This is a genomic window from Streptomyces aureus (assembly GCF_001418135.1).
Lineage (GTDB): Bacteria > Actinomycetota > Actinomycetes > Streptomycetales > Streptomycetaceae > Streptomyces > Streptomyces aureus_A.
The window spans coordinates 1-14,263 of record NZ_LIPQ01000333.1 but is presented as its reverse complement, the minus strand read 5'-3'; the positions used below and the strand labels follow the sequence as shown (position 1 = coordinate 14,263).

Here is a 14,263-nt window from a genome sequence, read left to right as displayed (position 1 = left end):
CCGGGACGGACGCGTGCCGCGTAGGCGTCTCCCAGTCGCGCCCGCGCCGCCCCCTTACCGCGACCACCGCCGCCCCTCCCGTCCCCGCGAGCGCGAGCAGCGGCAGCAGGACGCGGACGTCGACCAGGGCGACCAGGCCCGCGCCGAGGGCGAGGGCCAGCGCGTTGGGCGCCATGACCAGGGTGTGCGCGGTCGCCGCCACCCGGCCCACCGCCTCGGCGGGCGCCTCCCGCTGCACCGCCGTCATCACCGCCACCAGGACCCACGGCAGCCCCAGGCCGATCGCCGCGCTCGCCGCCAGGGCCGTCGCCTCGTACGGCAGCGCCCGTACGCCCACCGCCACCGCGAACAGCCCGAGACCGGCGGCGGCGAGCGACCGCTCGGGGATTCGGCGCAGCAGCGGGCCGGTGACCAGGCCCGCGAGGACCGAGCCCGCGCCCTGCACCGCGTAGAGCACCCCGGTGTACGCGGGGGCGTGCCCGAGCCCGCGGTCCACGACCGCGTAGACCGCGGCCCCGTTCACCCCGGCGAGCAGCATCGTGAACGCACCCGTCGCGACCAGTGGCCGCAGCACCGGCGAGGCGCGGAGCAGCCGGGCGCCCTCGGTGGTCTCCCGCCACCAGTGCCGGGACTCCGCCCGCGCCGGGCGCTCCTCCCTCACGGGCATCAGCGCGAAGAGGACCGCGGCGAGCGCGAAGCTCGCCGCGTCGAGCAGCGCGACGGCCCCACCGCCGTACGCGGCGAAGAGGCCCGCCGCCACGAGCGGGGCGATCAGCTTGGTGGACTCGTTCGCGGTCATCCGCAGCCCGTTGAGGGTGCCGAGCCGCTTCCCGTCCATGGTGGTCGCGACCAGGGCCTGTTCCGCCGCCTCGTGGACGGCGCCCTGCGCCCCGTACACGACCAGGACGGCGAAGAGCAGCCACACCCGGTCCGCCGAGTCCACCCACAGGAGGACCGGGAGGAGCGCGGCCGCCGCCAGGTCGAGGACGACCAGCAGGGGCCGCCGCCGCACCCGGTCCGTGAGCGTGCCGAGCAGCGGCCCGAGGAGCACGGGCGCCCAGAGGGCGAAGGCGGCCAGGGCCGCGAGACTGTCGGAGCCCGTCAGCGACTTGACCCAGATCCCGGAGACCAGCCACATCGCCGTCGTGCCGAATCCGGACACGACGACACCTGTCAGATACCAGCGCATGGCGACAGGCTGGTCCCTGAGGTGGCCCCGGGGGATCGGGCATCTTCCCTACAGGGCCGGGGAGGCGCCGTCCCCCTCGTGGGCCGGGGCAGCGCCGCCCTCGATCGCGAGCGGCGCCTCCACGGCCCGCAGGTGACCCGGTACGTCCGTGGCCGTTCCGTGGGCGTGCTCCGGGGAGCCCCGGGCGACGGAGTCGAGCTGCGGTTCCGTCACCTCTCCGCTTTCCGCCTCTCGTACCGCAGCGCCGCCCCCGTCACCACCGCGCCCAGGCCCTCCCACAGGCCCACGCCCAGGAAGCCGGCCGGGGCGCGGCCGCTGACGACCGCGAGGGTGAAGACCGCGCAGGTGAGGAGCCGGAAGGGGACCGTCCAGCGGAAGAACGGCTTCCAGTCGGCGAGCGCCGCGAGGACGTAGTAGACGCCCATGTTGAGCGCGGCCATCGAGGAGGCGGTGAGGAAGACCAGGGTGTGGTCGCCGTCCGCACGCCCGCCGTCGGGCACCGGCTCGAAGCCCATGACCGTCAGCAGCGCGTCCGGTACGGCCAGGCCCACCACGCCCAGCGCGGCGGCGAGCACGCCGAAGACCGCCATGGTCCAGCCGGACAGGGAACGGGGCAGGCGCACGGCGGTCCTCCGAGAGGTGAACAGGATCGGTGGTTCGCATTCACGGTTCGAATGCGTGCTCGATGTGAGCGTGACCCTGCATATCGTGTGACGGGCCCGGACGGCCAATCGGGGCCCCGCTCACGTCACTTCTGGCTCCCGCGCGCGTCGCCCCACGGCTCCCGCGCACGTCCCTTCACGGCTTCCGCGCACCTCGCCCCATGGCTCCCGGCCGCCTCACTTCAGCGCCGCCGCCATCATCTTCCGTGCCACCGGCGCCGCCAGACCGTTGCCGCTGACCTCGGAGCGGGCCGCGCCCGAGTCCTCGATCAGCACCGCGACGGCGACCTGCTTCCCGGTCGAGGGGTCCTTCGCGTACGAGGTGAACCAGGCGTACGGCGTCTTGCTGTTGTTCTCACCGTGCTGCGCGGTACCCGTCTTGCCGCCGACCTCGGCCCCGCCGATGGCCGCGTTGGTGCCGGTGCCCTCCTCGACCACGGTCCGCATCGCGCTGCGCAGCTGCTCGGCCGTCGACGAGGACACGATCCGTTCGCTGTCGCCGTCCTTGAAGGTCGTGAGCGGGTCGCCGTCGGAGTCGACGACCTTCGACACCATGTGCGGGGCGGCCAGCAGACCGTCGTTGGCGATCGCCGCCGACACCATCGCCATCTGCAGCGGGGTGGCGGTCACGTCGAACTGGCCGATGCCGGTCAGCGCCGTCTGCGCCTTGTCCATGCCGGACGGGTACACGCTCGCGTAGGCGCGGACCGGTACGTCGAGCTCGGTGTCGTTGAAGCCGAACCTCTCGGCCATCGTCTTCACCTTGTCCTGCCCCAGGTCGGCGGCCATCTTGGCGAAGACGTTGTTGCAGGAGTAGCGGAGCGCGGTGCGGATCGTCGCGTTCTCGCAGGGCGCGGACGCGTTCTCGTTCTTCAGCACGGTCCGGGTGTTCGGCAGGGTGTACGGGTCGGGGCTCTTCGTCGCCGTGTCCACCGAGCCGTACAGACCGTTCTCGAGTGCCGCGGCGGCGACCACCAGCTTGAACGTGGAGCCGGGCGGCAGCGGCTGGCGCAGGGCCCGGTTGACCAGGGGCTTGTCCGCGTCGGCGGTCAGTGCCTTCCAGTCGTCGCCGTCCGTGGTCCCGGAGATCTTCGACGGGTCGTAGGACGGGGTCGAGACCATCGCGAGGACCCGGCCGGTGGCCGGGTCGACGGCGACGGCCGCGCCCTTCGTGTCCCCGAGCGCCCGGTAGGCGGCCTTCTGGACGTCCGGGTCGATCGTGGTGACGACCGTGCCCGGCTGCTGCTGCTTGCGGGTGAGGGCGTCGAGGGGGTTCTTCAGCCGGTCGTCGGTGCCGTCGAGGACGTCGGAGTAGATGCCCTCAAGCTGGGTGGCGCCGTACGCCTGCGAGCTGTATCCGGTCACCGCCGCGTACAGCTCGCCGTCCGTGTACGTACGGCGGTACTCCAGGTCCGTTCCCTCCGTCTTCTTCGAGCCGGTGACCGGCGAACCGGCCACGACGATGTTCCCGAGCGGCTGCGCGTACTGCGCGATCGTCTTCCGCCGGTTGTTCTTGTCGTCCGCGAGCGCCTTCCCCTCGTACGCCTGCACCCAGGTGGCCCGGCCCAGCAGGGCGAGCACCAGGAGCAGCACGAAGACCGAGGTGCGCCTGATCGTCTTGTTCATCGCACTTGTGGGGACGAACGGCTCGGTGGAGGACGTTCCGGATGTGGCCGGTTTCTCAGCGAACCTTCATGCGGGGCGGGCCTCCGTGTGGCCGCCGTCACCCCGCCGTGCGAGCCGGGCTCCCGGGCGCTCGCCGTCATCCCGCCGTGCGAGCCGGGCTCCCGGGCGCTCGCCGTCACCCCGTCCGGACGAACCCCGACTCGTACGCCAGGATCACCGCCTGCGTGCGGTCGCGGGCGCCCGACTTCGCCAGGACCGACGCCACGTGCGTCTTGACCGTGGCCGCGCCGACGCCCATCCGGCCCGCGATCTCCGCGTTCGTGAGGCCCGTCGCCACCAGGCGCAGCACCTCCGCCTCCCGCTCGGTGAGCCGCGCCACCCAGGGCGGTGCCACCGGCGGCCGGTTGCGGGCGTGTTCGGCGGCCAGGCCGCGTACCGCCGCCGGGTAGAGCAGCGAGTCGCTCCGGGCGACCAGCCGGACCGCGCTCACCAGCTCCTCCGCCGCCGCCCGCTTGAGGAGGAAGCCGGCCGCGCCGACGCGCAGCGCGTCGTAGACGTACGCGTCGTTCTCGAAGGTGGTCACCACCACGATCCGGGGCGGCTCCGCCATCCCGGCGAGGATCTGCTCGGTGGCCCGGATGCCGTCGATCTCCGGCATCCGTACGTCCATGAGGACGACGTCCGGCCGCTCGGCCCGCACCACCGACACCGCCTCGGCGCCGGTGGACGCCTCGCCGACCACCTCCAGGCCGGGTTCCGCGTCGAGGATGACCCGCAGGGCCGTCCGTACCATCCGCTCGTCGTCGGCGAGCACGATCCTGACGGGGGCGCTCATCGGGGGACCCTGACCGCGAGGCGCCAGACGCCGTCCGCCGGACCGGCCTCGGTGGTGCCGCCGAGCAGCCGGGCCCGTTCGGCGATGCCCCGCAGGCCGCGCCCGCCGTTCGGGCGGGCGGCCGGCGGCCGCGCGGGCAGGGGGTTCTCCATGGTGATCTCCAACTCCTCGGTACGGGCGTCGAGCCGTACGGTCACGGGCTCCCCGCCCGCGTGCCGGGCCGCGTTCGTCAGCCCCTCCTGAACGATCCGGTACGCCTCCCGGGACAGCGTCTCCGGTACGGGGGCGAGGTCGCCGGACACCGTCAGCGCCACCTTCGGCCCCGCGCCCCGCACCAGGGCCTCCAGGGCGTCGAGCCCCGGCCCGGGCCCCGGTCCTTCCCCGGCGTCCTCGTCGCGCCGCAGCAGCCCGAGGACCCAGTCCAGCTCGCCGACCGTGCGCCGGGTGGTCTCCTCGATCGCGGTCAGTGCCTCCCGGACGAACCCCAGGTCCGCCCCGTCGCCGCCGTCCAGGACCCGGCGGGCCGCGCCCGCCTGGAGGGTGACCGCACTCAGCGCGTGACCGACCGAGTCGTGCAGCTCCCGGGCCAGCCGGTTGCGGGACTCCGCCTCCGCCGCGCGCCGCTCGGCCGCCGCGAGCCGGTCCGCCGGGCTCGGCCCGAGCAGCCGGGGCGCCTGCCGGGCGAGCAGGGCCCCGGTGGCGGCGGCCACGGCGGCGAGCGCGAGCAGCATCAGGAGCCCCGCCGGGATCGCGGCCCAGCTCCACCAGGGCCGGTCGAGACCCCAGAGCCGGCCCAACTCCGACTCTCGCAGCGCCGGCGAGAACGGCAGTGCCAGCACGGACACCGCGAACGGCGGAAGCGCCAGGGTCGCGCCGCTGACCAGCGCCCCGGCGCCCAGGTGCAGCGTGAACCAGCCGGCCGTCCGGGCCTTCGCCTCCCTGCCGTGGGCCGGGCCGTCGGCGAACCGGTCCGCGGGCACCCCGCAGAGCGCCCGCGCCGCCGCCACCGACATCGGCCGGGCCAGCGGGAACAGCGCGGCGACCGCCACCAGCGGAAGCCCCACCGCGTACGCCCCGAACTGCACCGCGAGGCTTCCGGTGAACAGGCCGCCCGCGCCGAGCAGCGCCCCGACGACCACGGAGCCGACCATCCAGAACGGCATGAACAGCGCGCCGCCCACGATCAGATGGAGCCAGCGCCGCCTGGCCCGCTGCCCGAGGAGGGCGACCGCGCACCGTCTCACGCCTCGGCGCTCCGTCGCCGCAGGACCGCGGCCAGGCAGGCGGCGAGAAGGAGTCCGGTGATCATCTCGCCAGCGTAGGTCAGCCGCGTCAGGGCCGTGACCTGCTTGGCGGGATCGGTCTCCGGCATCAGCGCGACGAGCGACATGTAGGCGCCCCAGCAGCCCACCGCGCCCGAGCCGGTCCACGCGAGCGCGAGGACGGTACGCACCTTCAGCGGGGCGGGCCGTCGCAGGACGAGGAGCAGGGTGAAGGCCACGGCGACGACGACGAACACGCTCCCCTGGAACTCCAGCACGGTGGAGTCGGCGTCACGCTCGGCGATCTGCCGGGGCGACAGGCCCTCGGTCGAGCCGGACAGCCACATCACGTGGGTCGTGAGGGGGAGGAGCGCGACGACGGCGGCGGCCAGGGCGGCGGTCCGTACCCCTGGCCCGGAGGTGCGGGCGGGCAGTCCGCCGAGCCGGCCGCTCCAGAGGTGGCCCCAGCGCTCGTGCGCGTACAGCGCGAAGAGGGTCCCGAGGGAGAGGCCCTGGAGGATGAAGCCGCCGTAGACGACGGCGAAGACCCAGGAGTGCAGGAAGGGTTCGGCGGGCGCGGCGGTCTGCTCGTCGCCGGTGAGGAGGGCGACCACGAGCTGGGTGGGGTAGCCGGTCATGATCGGGGCGAGCAGTCCGGTCGCCGCCCACATGGGGAGCGCGAGGAGCCAGGCGGGCACCCGCTGCCCCCAGGGCTGGGTGAGGAGCAGGGCGAGGACGATCACGAGGACGTCGGCCAGTACCGAGACCGAGTTGGCGACGGCCAGCAGCTGCCGGTGTTCCAGGAGCACGCTCCCGGCGGGGATGCCGATCTCGCTGCCCGCCACCCAGGCGACCTTGAGCGAGATGTACGGGAGGCAGGCGAGGATCGCGAGCAGGCGCAGGGCCCGGCGGGCGGGGCCGGGGCGGTCCCCGGCGCGGGGCGCGGGGGAGGGGAGGAGCTCGGTCTTGGTCATGGCTCCAGGCTCGTACCGGGACCCGGGGCGGCACGTCCTGCCCACCGGTGATCCGCCTCCGCCGCACGGGGGAGGCGGAGGTCGGCCGAGGGGCGCGGGACGCCGGAATTGACCCACGTTCTTCTAGATCAATTGAACCCTTCCAAGGGGTCAATGACCTCCTAGAGTAGTGATCATGAACGAGAACGCGCCCTTCGCCCCGCTCCTGACCCGCGCCGCCACCGCCGAGACCACCGCGGACCCGAGCAGTGTCATGACCCTGCTCGCCGACTCCGGCACCACCGGCGGACAGCTCACCAGCTACCGCTCCACCTTCGCGAAGGGAGCGGTCGGCGCCCCGGCGCACTTCCACACCAAGGCGTCGGAGATGTTCTACGTGATCGACGGCTCGCTCCAGGTCCTCGTCGGCGAGGAGCTGTCCGTCCTGGAGAAGGGCGACTTCCTGCTCGTCCCGCCGCACACCGCGCACGCCTTCGCGGCCGCGCCCGGCGCCGAGGCCGACGTGCTGTTCGTCTTCACCCCCGGCATGGCCCGCTTCGACTACCTGCGTCTGCTCGGCCGGGTCATGCGGGGCGAGGCGAGCTTCGAGGAGATCAAGACGTCCTCGGAGCAGTACGACAACCACTACGTGGACAGCCCGGTCTGGCAGAAGGCGCTCGCCGAGCGTGCGTGACCGTGTGACTGCGTGACGGCGTGAGTGCGTCACCGTGTGAGCGCGCGACCGCGTGTCAGAGGCGGCGGGTCGCCAGCGTCAGCCGGTCCCGCGCGTCGAAGAGCGCGTCCTTGATCATCTGCTCGTGGGCCGGGGTGAGCCGCGCCACCGGCACCGAGCAGCTGATCGCGTCCCGTGCCGGGGTCCGGTACGGGATGGCGACGCCGAAGCAGCGCAGCCCCAGCGTGTTCTCCTCGCGGTCCACCGAGATGCCCTGCTCGCGGATGACGCGGAGTTCCTCGATGAGCTGCTCGCGGTCGGTGATGGTGTGCTCGGTCAGCGCCGGGAGGGTCTCCGGGAGCAGCTTGCGCACCTGGTCGTCGGTGTGGGTGGCGAGCAGCGCCTTGCCGAGCGAGGTCGAGTGGGCGGGCAGCCGGCGCCCGACCCGGGTGAACGGCCGCAGGTAGTGCTGGGACTGGCGGGTCGCCAGATACACCACGTTGGTACCGTCGAGCCGTGCCAGGTGGATGGTCTCGGTGGTGTCGTCGGAGAGCCGGTCCAGGGTGGGCCGGGAGGCTGCCACCACCTCGTCGCCGTCGATGTACGAGGTGCCGACGAGCAGCGCCCGTACCCCGATGCCGTACCGCGTGCCGGTCGCGTCCGTCTCCACCCAGCCCAGCTCGACCAGGGTGCGCAGCAGCATGTACAGGCTGGACTTGGGGTAGCCGACGGCCTCCTGGACGGCGGCGAGCGAGTGCATCCCCGGGCGTCCGGCGAAGTATTCGAGCAGCTCCACGGTCCGCACCGCGGACTTCACCTGCGCTCCGCCCGCGTCGGCAGTCGTCATGACCCTCGCCCCTTTTCCGTCGAGCCGTCGTCCCCCGGCCGGCCGTCCGGCCGGGCGGTGCCCCTTGTGGAGACGGCTGGGCCGTCCCTAGAGTCCCGTACGGATGCGTTCATCTACGGGAACTGTGTTCAGAATAGCGAACAGGGGCGTGGCAGTGGCGGCAGAACCAGTGTGGAGTGTGGACCCCCGGACGGGGAAGCCGCGCGAGCAGGTCGCGGTGGAGGCCACGGCGGAGGACGTCGACCGGTCCGTGCGGGCCGCGTACGCGGTCCGTGAGGCCCTGGCCGACCGGACCGTACGGGCCGCCTTCCTGCGGACCGCCGCCGACCTCCTCCAGGAGGCCGGTGAGCAGATCGTCGAGACCGCGGACGCCGAGACCGCCCTCGGTCCGGTCCGCCTCAACGGCGAACTCGCCCGTACCGCTGCCCAGTTGAGGGCCTTCGCCGAGGTCGTCGACGAGGGCTCCTTCCTCGACATCCGGATCGACCTGCCCGACCCCGGAGCCATCCCGCCCCGGCCCGACCTGCGCCGCTGGAAGATCCCGCTCGGCGTCGTCGCCGTCTACGCCGCCAGCAACTTCCCGCTCGCCTTCTCCGTCCCCGGTGGCGACACCGCGAGCGCCCTCGCGGCCGGCTGCCCCGTGGTGATCAAGGCCCACCCCGACCACCCGGCCACCTCCGAACTCTGCGCCGCGCTGCTGCGCAGGGCCGCCGCCAAGGCCGGCCTCCCCGAGGACGTCGTCGTCCTCGTCCACGGCTTCGACGCGGGCGTCGAACTCGTCCGCCACCCGCTCGTCGCCGCCGCCGGCTTCACCGGCTCGGTGCGCGGCGGACGGGCCCTCTTCGACGCGGCCGCCGCCCGGCCCGTCCCCATCCCCTTCCACGGCGAACTCGGCTCCCTCAACCCGGTGGTGCTCACCCCCGCCGCCGTCGAGGAGCGGGCCGAGGAGATCGGCGCCGGCCTCGCGGGCTCCATGACCATGGGCGCCGGCCAGTTCTGCACCAAGCCCGGCTTCGTCCTGGCCCCCTCGGGCGAGGCGGGCGACCGGTTCGTGGGGGCGCTGACGGAGGCCCTGCGCGACACCGAGCCGGCCGTGATGCTCGACCACCGGATGCGGGGCACCTTCCTCACCCGCACCTACGAGATGACGATGAGCGACGGCGTCACCGCACCGGTCCACCCCGAGCCCGGCGGCCCGCACACGGTCAAGGCCGGCTTCGTCACGGTCACGGTCCGGACCCTGGCCGACGGCGACCACCGCGACCTCACGGAGGAGTGCTTCGGCCCCGTCACGGTCGTCGCCCGCTACGACTCCCGCACGGAGATCACCGAGGCCCTCGCGCGGGTGCCCGGCAACCTCACCGCCACCCTGCACATCGCCGAGCAGGGCCAGGACGAGGACGCCGCCCCGCTCCTCGCCGAGCTCACCCCGCTCGCGGGCCGCGTCCTCGTCAACGGCTGGCCCACCGGCGTCGCCGTCGCCGCCGCCCAGCACCACGGCGGCCCCTACCCGGCCACCACCTCCACCGCCACCTCGGTCGGCGCGACCGCGATCGAGCGCTGGCTGCGCCCGGTCACCTACCAGTCCACCCCCGGCCACCTGCTCCCGCCGGAGCTCCGCGACGACAACCCCCTGGGTCTGCCCCGCCACTGAGCCCGGCCACCGGCGGTCACGCCCCGACGCGCACCACGATCTTCCCGAGGTGCGCGTTGGACTCCATCAGCCGATGGGCGTCGGTGATCCGCTCCAGACCGTCGAAGGTCGCGGCGATCACCGGCGCCAGGGAGCCGTTGCGCAGTCCCGAGCCGATGAACCCGGCCGCGCGGCGGCGCCCCTTCTCGGTCCCGGCGAGCACCCCGTTGTTGTATCCGTGGGTCGTCAGCGGCCAGTTCATCGACAGCTCGACCGGCCTCGGGTCCAGGAAGCCGTACAGCACGGCCGTGCCACCGGGCCGCAGCGCGTCCCCGAGCCGGGCGAAACCGGGCCCGCCGATCGCGTCGAACACCAGGTCCGCGCCGGCCCCACCCGTGATCCGCCGCACCTCTTCCACCACGTCCTCCGTGTCCGTCACGATCACGTGCGCGGCCCCGAGCTCCAGGAGCCGCCTCCGCTTGCCCTCGCCGCGCGTGGTGGCGATCGGCACCGCGCCGATCCGCAGCGCCGTCTGGATCGCGGCCGTCCCCACGCCGCTCGACGCGCCCGTGATCACCACGTGGTCGCCGGGGCGCAGCCCGCCGGTCAGCACCATCCCGCCGTACGCCGTGAAGTACGTGAGCCAGACCGCCGCCGCCGTCACCGCGTCCACCCCCTCGGGCCGGGCCACCAGGTACTCCGCCGGCAGCACCACCCGCTCCGCGTACACGCCGTACGTCCCGAAGTCGAAGTTGGCCGCCGCCATCACCGGGTCGCCCGGGGCGTGCGCGGTGACGCCCGCGCCGACCGCCTCCACCACGCCGGCCGCCTCGTAACCGAGCCGCGAACCCGGCAGCGTCGCCCGGTAGTAGTAGGTGCCCTCGCGGAACAGCGCCTCGGCGCGGTTGAGTCCGATCGCCTCGACCCGTACGAGCACCTCCCCGGGCCCGGGGGCGGGCAGCGCCACCTCCTCCACCGTCAGCACCTCGGGGCCACCGAGCTCGTGGAAGAGAACCGCCTTGGTCGTCGTGCCTGTTGTCGTCGTCATGCCTCGACCGTAGAAGCCTGTGACAAGACGATCCATGTCTCCATGGCTCCCCTGCATGTCCGATCGTCCTGCCTTCATCGACGAGGAGTACGGTGCCGGGATGGACGTACTGAGCGATGCCATCGCCGCCATGCGCACCGGACGGCCGCACTCCTCGCGCACGGTCAACTTCGCCCCCTGGGGCATCCGCTTCCCGGCGAGCGAGGGTGCCGGATTCCACGTCGTCCTCCAGGGCACCGCCTGGCTCATCCCCCCGGACGACGGCGCCCCCGTCAGGCTCGGACCCGGCGATGTCGTCCTGCTCGCCCACGGCACCGGCCACGGCCTCGCGGACCGGCCCGGCACCCCGCTCGTCGACGCCCTGCCGGCCGCCGACGGCTCCTGGCCCACCGTGCCCGACCGGGGGCCCGTCGGCGCCGAGGAGACCCTGCTCCTCTGCGGCGCCTACCAGCTCAGCCGGGCCCGCGCCCACCCGCTCCTCACCGAGCTGCCGCCGTACGTCCACCTCCCCGCCCGGGTCGGCGCCCATCCCCGGCTGCGGGCAGCCGTCGACCTGCTCGGTGCCGAACTCGCCGAACCCCAGCCGGGATCCGACGCCATCGTGCCCGCCCTGCTCGACACCCTGCTGCTCTACCTGCTGCGCACGTGGTGGCTCAGCGTGTGCGCCGACCGCTCCACGGGCTGGTCGGCCGCCCTGAGCGACCCGGTGGTCGCCGGAGCCCTCCGGGCCCTCCACGCCGACCCGGCCAGAGCGTGGACCGTCGAGGAACTCGGCGCCCTCGGCGGCCTCTCCCGCGCGGCCTTCGCCCGCCGCTTCACCGCCCACGTCGGCCGATCCCCCCTCGCCTACCTCACCTGGTGGCGCATGACGACGGCGGGCCGCCTCCTGCGCACGGACGACCTCCCGCTCCGCGCGGTGGCCGAACGCTCCGGATACTCCTCGGAGTTCGCCTTCGCCAAGGCCTTCAAAAGGGAGTACGGGATGGCCCCGGGCCGCTACCGCAAGGGCGCCTGACCCCCCGCTCAGCGGCCCCGGCGGCCCGGCAGGCGGAGGGAGGCCACAGTCGTCAGGGCGAGGAAGGACGCGCTGATCAGGAGGCTCGTGCGGAGGGCCGACTCCGTCGACGCGGCCGCCAGGGAGCCGAAGACCGCGATCGCGAGGGCGCCGGCCGTCTGCCGGACCGCGTTCAGGAGACCCGCCGCCGTGCCCGCGCGGTCCGCCGGGACCGCCTCCATCATCGAGGCGATCAGCGGCGGCAGCGAGAAGCCCGCGCCCAGGGCGAGGGGGACCAGGAGGAGGGCCTGGGCCACCCGTGGGGTGTGCGCGTCGACCGTGAGCAGGCCCAGCAGGCCCGCCACCGCGACCGCCTGGCCGAGGACGATCGGCAGCCGCGCCCCGTACCGTGCCGCCACCCTCGCCGAGAGGATGTTCACCCCGGCGAGCAGCCCCGTCATCGGCAGGAACATCAGTCCGGCGGCCAGCGCCGAGAGACCCAGCACCTGCTGGAAGAAGAGGCTGAAGACGAACAGCGTCCCGTAGAAGGCCACGCTGTTCGCCGAGCCCGCCGCCACCGCGACCGCCACCGTCGGGTTCCGGAACAGCCCCAGCGGCACCACCGGGTGCCTCCGCCGCGTCTCGATCAGCAGGAAAGCGGCGAACGAGACCCCCGCGATCCCCAGCGCCCACCACGCCTCCGTACCGCCCTCGATGGCGGCGAAGGTCAGCGCCCCGAGCGCCGCCATCGCCGTCAGCTGCCCCGGCAGGTCCAACGGGGCGGGCCTGCGCTCCGAACGCGCCACCCGGCTCAGCGGCGCGAGCGCCAGCAGCCCCAGCGGCAGGTTGACGAAGAAGACGCCCCGCCAGCTCCACGCCGTGGTCAGCGCCCCGCCCGCGACCGGGCCGAGCGCCACCGCGACCGTGCCGCCCGCCGCCCACAGCGACACCGCCCGCGCCCGCCGCCCCGGATCGCCGTACGCCTCCCGTACGAGCGCGAGCGAGGCCGGCAGCATCACGGCCGCCGCCACCCCCTGCACCGCCCGCGCCGCCAGGAGCGCCGGGAGTCCCGGGGCCAGACCGCAGGCCGCCGAGGCGAGGACGAAGACGACGACCCCGATCCCGTACGCCCGGCTCGCCCCGAACCGGTCGGCGAGCGCCCCGCTGGAGAGCAGCAGCGCCGCGAAGGGCAGGGTGTACGCGTCGACCACCCATGGGAGCCCCGACATCCCGGCCCGCAGATCGTCGCCGATCGCGGGCAGGGCGACGTTCACGACGGAGGTGTCCAGGGTGATGAGGGCGAAGCCGAGCATCGCGGCGGCCAGGGCGGGGCCGGGGGACTTCGGGACGGGAGAAGGGGCGGCAACGGCAACTTCGGCGAGGTCTGTTGAGGGCATGCCCCCAGCTTCATGATCGGCTGGGCCGTACAGTAGTGACCGGAATGCCATATGCCCGGAGGTTCTGGCCACATGACAGCCGAGTCCGCACCCCCGCCCCGCGTCCGCCGTGTCGCCGTGATCGCCGCCCCGCCCGTCTCGATGTTCAACCTGGCCATCCCCGAGATGCTGTTCGGCAAGGTCGAGATCGACGGCGCACCCGGGTACGAGACGGTCATCTGCGCCCCGGACCCCGGGCCCGTCACCACCACCGGCGGTCTCGACCTGGTCGTCCCGCACGGCCTCGACGCCGTCGCCGGGGCCGACACCGTGGTCCTCGCGGGCAGCGGCTCGTACACCGATCCCGACCCGCGCATCCTCGCCGCGCTGCGCGGCGCCGCCACGGCCGGCAGCCGGATCGCCTCCATCTGCACCGGCGCCTTCGCGCTCGCCGAGGCCGGACTGCTCGACGGCCGGGCCGCGACGACGTACTGGGCGTACAGCTCGCTGCTCGCCGCCCGCCACCCGGCCGTCGAGCTCCAGGACGACGTGCTGTTCGTCCAGGACGGGCCCGTGCTCACCTCCTCCGGGTACGCGGCGGGCATCGACCTCTGCCTGCACGTCATCCGCACCGACTACGGCGCCGCCGTCGCCAACACGGTCGCCCGGCTCGCCCTCGTCGCGCCCGTGCGGCCCGGCGGCCAGACCCAGTTCACCCAGACCCCGCTGCCGCCCGAGCGCGGGGTCTCGTTCGCCGCCACGCGCGCGTGGGCGATGGAACACCTCGACGAACCGCTCGGCCTCACCGACCTCGCCCGGCACGCCGGCGTCTCCGTCCGCACCCTCTCCCGCCGCTTCCACGCCGAGACCGGGGTCAGCCCGCTCCAGTGGCTGCTGCACCAGCGCGTGGAGCGGGCGAAGGAGCTCCTGGAGACCACCTCGCTCGCCATGGACGGGGTGGCCCGCGCGAGCGGCCTCGGCACGGGGGACTCCCTGCGCCGGCACCTCCTGGGCCGCACGGGCCTCACCCCGAGCGCCTACCGGTCCTCCTTCAGCCGCCTGCCGGCCGCGGACGGGCCCGCCGCGGCCGGCAGGCGGCTGAAGGAGGACCGGTAGGCGCTCGTGGTGAGGCCCGTTCTGCCCAGGAGGTGCCGGCGCAGGGAGT

The 14,263-nt window shown here is 74.1% G+C and carries 14 protein-coding genes; 4 read left to right on the top strand and 10 right to left on the bottom strand.

Annotated features, from left to right (window positions below; all coding sequences use genetic code 11):
* The 7 genes from AOK00_RS25770 to AOK00_RS25745 all read right to left on the bottom strand — a co-directional run.
* Positions 1-1,189 (bottom strand): MFS transporter (locus AOK00_RS25770; RefSeq protein WP_055602642.1); only part of this gene is annotated, 1,189 nt, incomplete at its 3' end.
* 48 nt (positions 1,190-1,237) lie between these two features.
* Positions 1,238-1,402, bottom strand: a complete 165-nt coding sequence (locus AOK00_RS39200; RefSeq protein WP_159041852.1) for a hypothetical protein — start codon at positions 1,400-1,402, stop codon at positions 1,238-1,240.
* Positions 1,399-1,779, bottom strand: a complete 381-nt coding sequence (locus AOK00_RS25765) for a hypothetical protein (protein ID WP_055602646.1) — start codon at positions 1,777-1,779, stop codon at positions 1,399-1,401. Before AOK00_RS25765 ends, AOK00_RS39200 begins: the two co-directional genes overlap by 4 nt.
* 249 nt (positions 1,780-2,028) lie before the next feature.
* Entirely contained in the window at positions 2,029-3,477 is a 1,449-nt protein-coding gene (locus AOK00_RS25760) for a peptidoglycan D,D-transpeptidase FtsI family protein (RefSeq protein ID WP_055602641.1), read from the bottom strand.
* 175 nt (positions 3,478-3,652) lie between these two features.
* On the bottom strand, positions 3,653-4,312 hold the full coding sequence (locus AOK00_RS25755) for a response regulator transcription factor (protein ID WP_055602640.1): 660 nt from the start codon (positions 4,310-4,312) through the stop codon (positions 3,653-3,655).
* Positions 4,309-5,556, bottom strand: coding sequence for a sensor histidine kinase (locus AOK00_RS25750; RefSeq protein ID WP_055602639.1), 1,248 nt, complete (start codon positions 5,554-5,556; stop codon positions 4,309-4,311). Before AOK00_RS25750 ends, AOK00_RS25755 begins: the two co-directional genes overlap by 4 nt.
* Positions 5,553-6,548: a hypothetical protein gene (locus AOK00_RS25745; RefSeq protein ID WP_055602638.1), complete on the bottom strand. Its 996-nt coding sequence runs from the start codon at positions 6,546-6,548 to the stop codon at positions 5,553-5,555. The genes AOK00_RS25750 and AOK00_RS25745 overlap by 4 nt, the downstream gene beginning before the upstream one ends.
* A 175-nt stretch (positions 6,549-6,723) precedes the next feature.
* Here AOK00_RS25745 and AOK00_RS25740 point away from each other — a divergent pair, with 175 nt between their 5' ends.
* Positions 6,724-7,221, top strand: a complete 498-nt coding sequence (locus AOK00_RS25740; protein ID WP_055602645.1) for a cupin domain-containing protein — start codon at positions 6,724-6,726, stop codon at positions 7,219-7,221.
* A 55-nt stretch (positions 7,222-7,276) separates the two neighbouring features.
* Here AOK00_RS25740 and AOK00_RS25735 read toward each other — a convergent pair whose 3' ends face one another.
* Positions 7,277-8,047, bottom strand: coding sequence for an IclR family transcriptional regulator (locus AOK00_RS25735; protein WP_055602637.1), 771 nt, complete (start codon positions 8,045-8,047; stop codon positions 7,277-7,279).
* Positions 8,048-8,201: 154 nt separating this feature from the next.
* On the opposite strand from AOK00_RS25735, the gene AOK00_RS25730 reads away from it, so the two are divergent.
* Entirely contained in the window at positions 8,202-9,701 is a 1,500-nt protein-coding gene (locus AOK00_RS25730; RefSeq protein ID WP_301554228.1) for an aldehyde dehydrogenase (NADP(+)), read from the top strand.
* Positions 9,702-9,717: 16 nt separating this feature from the next.
* On the opposite strand, the gene AOK00_RS25725 is transcribed toward AOK00_RS25730, so the two are convergent.
* A complete protein-coding gene (locus tag AOK00_RS25725; protein ID WP_055602636.1) occupies positions 9,718-10,728 on the bottom strand; it encodes a zinc-dependent alcohol dehydrogenase family protein in 1,011 nt (336 codons plus the stop codon).
* Between the two features lie 100 nt (positions 10,729-10,828).
* On the opposite strand from AOK00_RS25725, the gene AOK00_RS25720 reads away from it, so the two are divergent.
* Positions 10,829-11,743 carry an AraC family transcriptional regulator gene (locus AOK00_RS25720; RefSeq protein WP_055602643.1) on the top strand — a complete coding sequence of 305 codons (915 nt, stop codon included), beginning with the start codon at positions 10,829-10,831 and terminating at the stop codon, positions 11,741-11,743.
* Positions 11,744-11,751: 8 nt separating this feature from the next.
* On the opposite strand, the gene AOK00_RS25715 is transcribed toward AOK00_RS25720, so the two are convergent.
* Positions 11,752-13,119 carry an MFS transporter gene (locus AOK00_RS25715; RefSeq protein ID WP_055602635.1) on the bottom strand — a complete coding sequence of 456 codons (1,368 nt, stop codon included), beginning with the start codon at positions 13,117-13,119 and terminating at the stop codon, positions 11,752-11,754.
* A gap of 72 nt (positions 13,120-13,191) precedes the next feature.
* Here AOK00_RS25715 and AOK00_RS25710 point away from each other — a divergent pair, with 72 nt between their 5' ends.
* Positions 13,192-14,214 (top strand): GlxA family transcriptional regulator, encoded by a 1,023-nt coding sequence (locus AOK00_RS25710; RefSeq protein ID WP_055602634.1) that lies wholly within the window; start codon positions 13,192-13,194, stop codon positions 14,212-14,214.
* Positions 14,215-14,263 lie beyond the last annotated feature (49 nt).

Coding starts and splice junctions, on each gene's coding strand:
- AOK00_RS25755 (WP_055602640.1), bottom strand. CDS start 4,312: ATGAGCGCCCCCGTCAGGATCGTGCTCGCCGACGACGAGCGGATGGTA.
- AOK00_RS25715 (WP_055602635.1), bottom strand. CDS start 13,119: ATGCCCTCAACAGACCTCGCCGAAGTTGCCGTTGCCGCCCCTTCTCCC.
- AOK00_RS25745 (WP_055602638.1), bottom strand. CDS start 6,548: ATGACCAAGACCGAGCTCCTCCCCTCCCCCGCGCCCCGCGCCGGGGAC.
- AOK00_RS25710 (WP_055602634.1), top strand. CDS start 13,192: ATGACAGCCGAGTCCGCACCCCCGCCCCGCGTCCGCCGTGTCGCCGTG.
- AOK00_RS25740 (WP_055602645.1), top strand. CDS start 6,724: ATGAACGAGAACGCGCCCTTCGCCCCGCTCCTGACCCGCGCCGCCACC.
- AOK00_RS25725 (WP_055602636.1), bottom strand. CDS start 10,728: ATGACGACGACAACAGGCACGACGACCAAGGCGGTTCTCTTCCACGAG.
- AOK00_RS25765 (WP_055602646.1), bottom strand. CDS start 1,779: ATGGCGGTCTTCGGCGTGCTCGCCGCCGCGCTGGGCGTGGTGGGCCTG.
- AOK00_RS25735 (WP_055602637.1), bottom strand. CDS start 8,047: ATGACGACTGCCGACGCGGGCGGAGCGCAGGTGAAGTCCGCGGTGCGG.
- AOK00_RS25760 (WP_055602641.1), bottom strand. CDS start 3,477: ATGAACAAGACGATCAGGCGCACCTCGGTCTTCGTGCTGCTCCTGGTG.
- AOK00_RS25720 (WP_055602643.1), top strand. CDS start 10,829: ATGGACGTACTGAGCGATGCCATCGCCGCCATGCGCACCGGACGGCCG.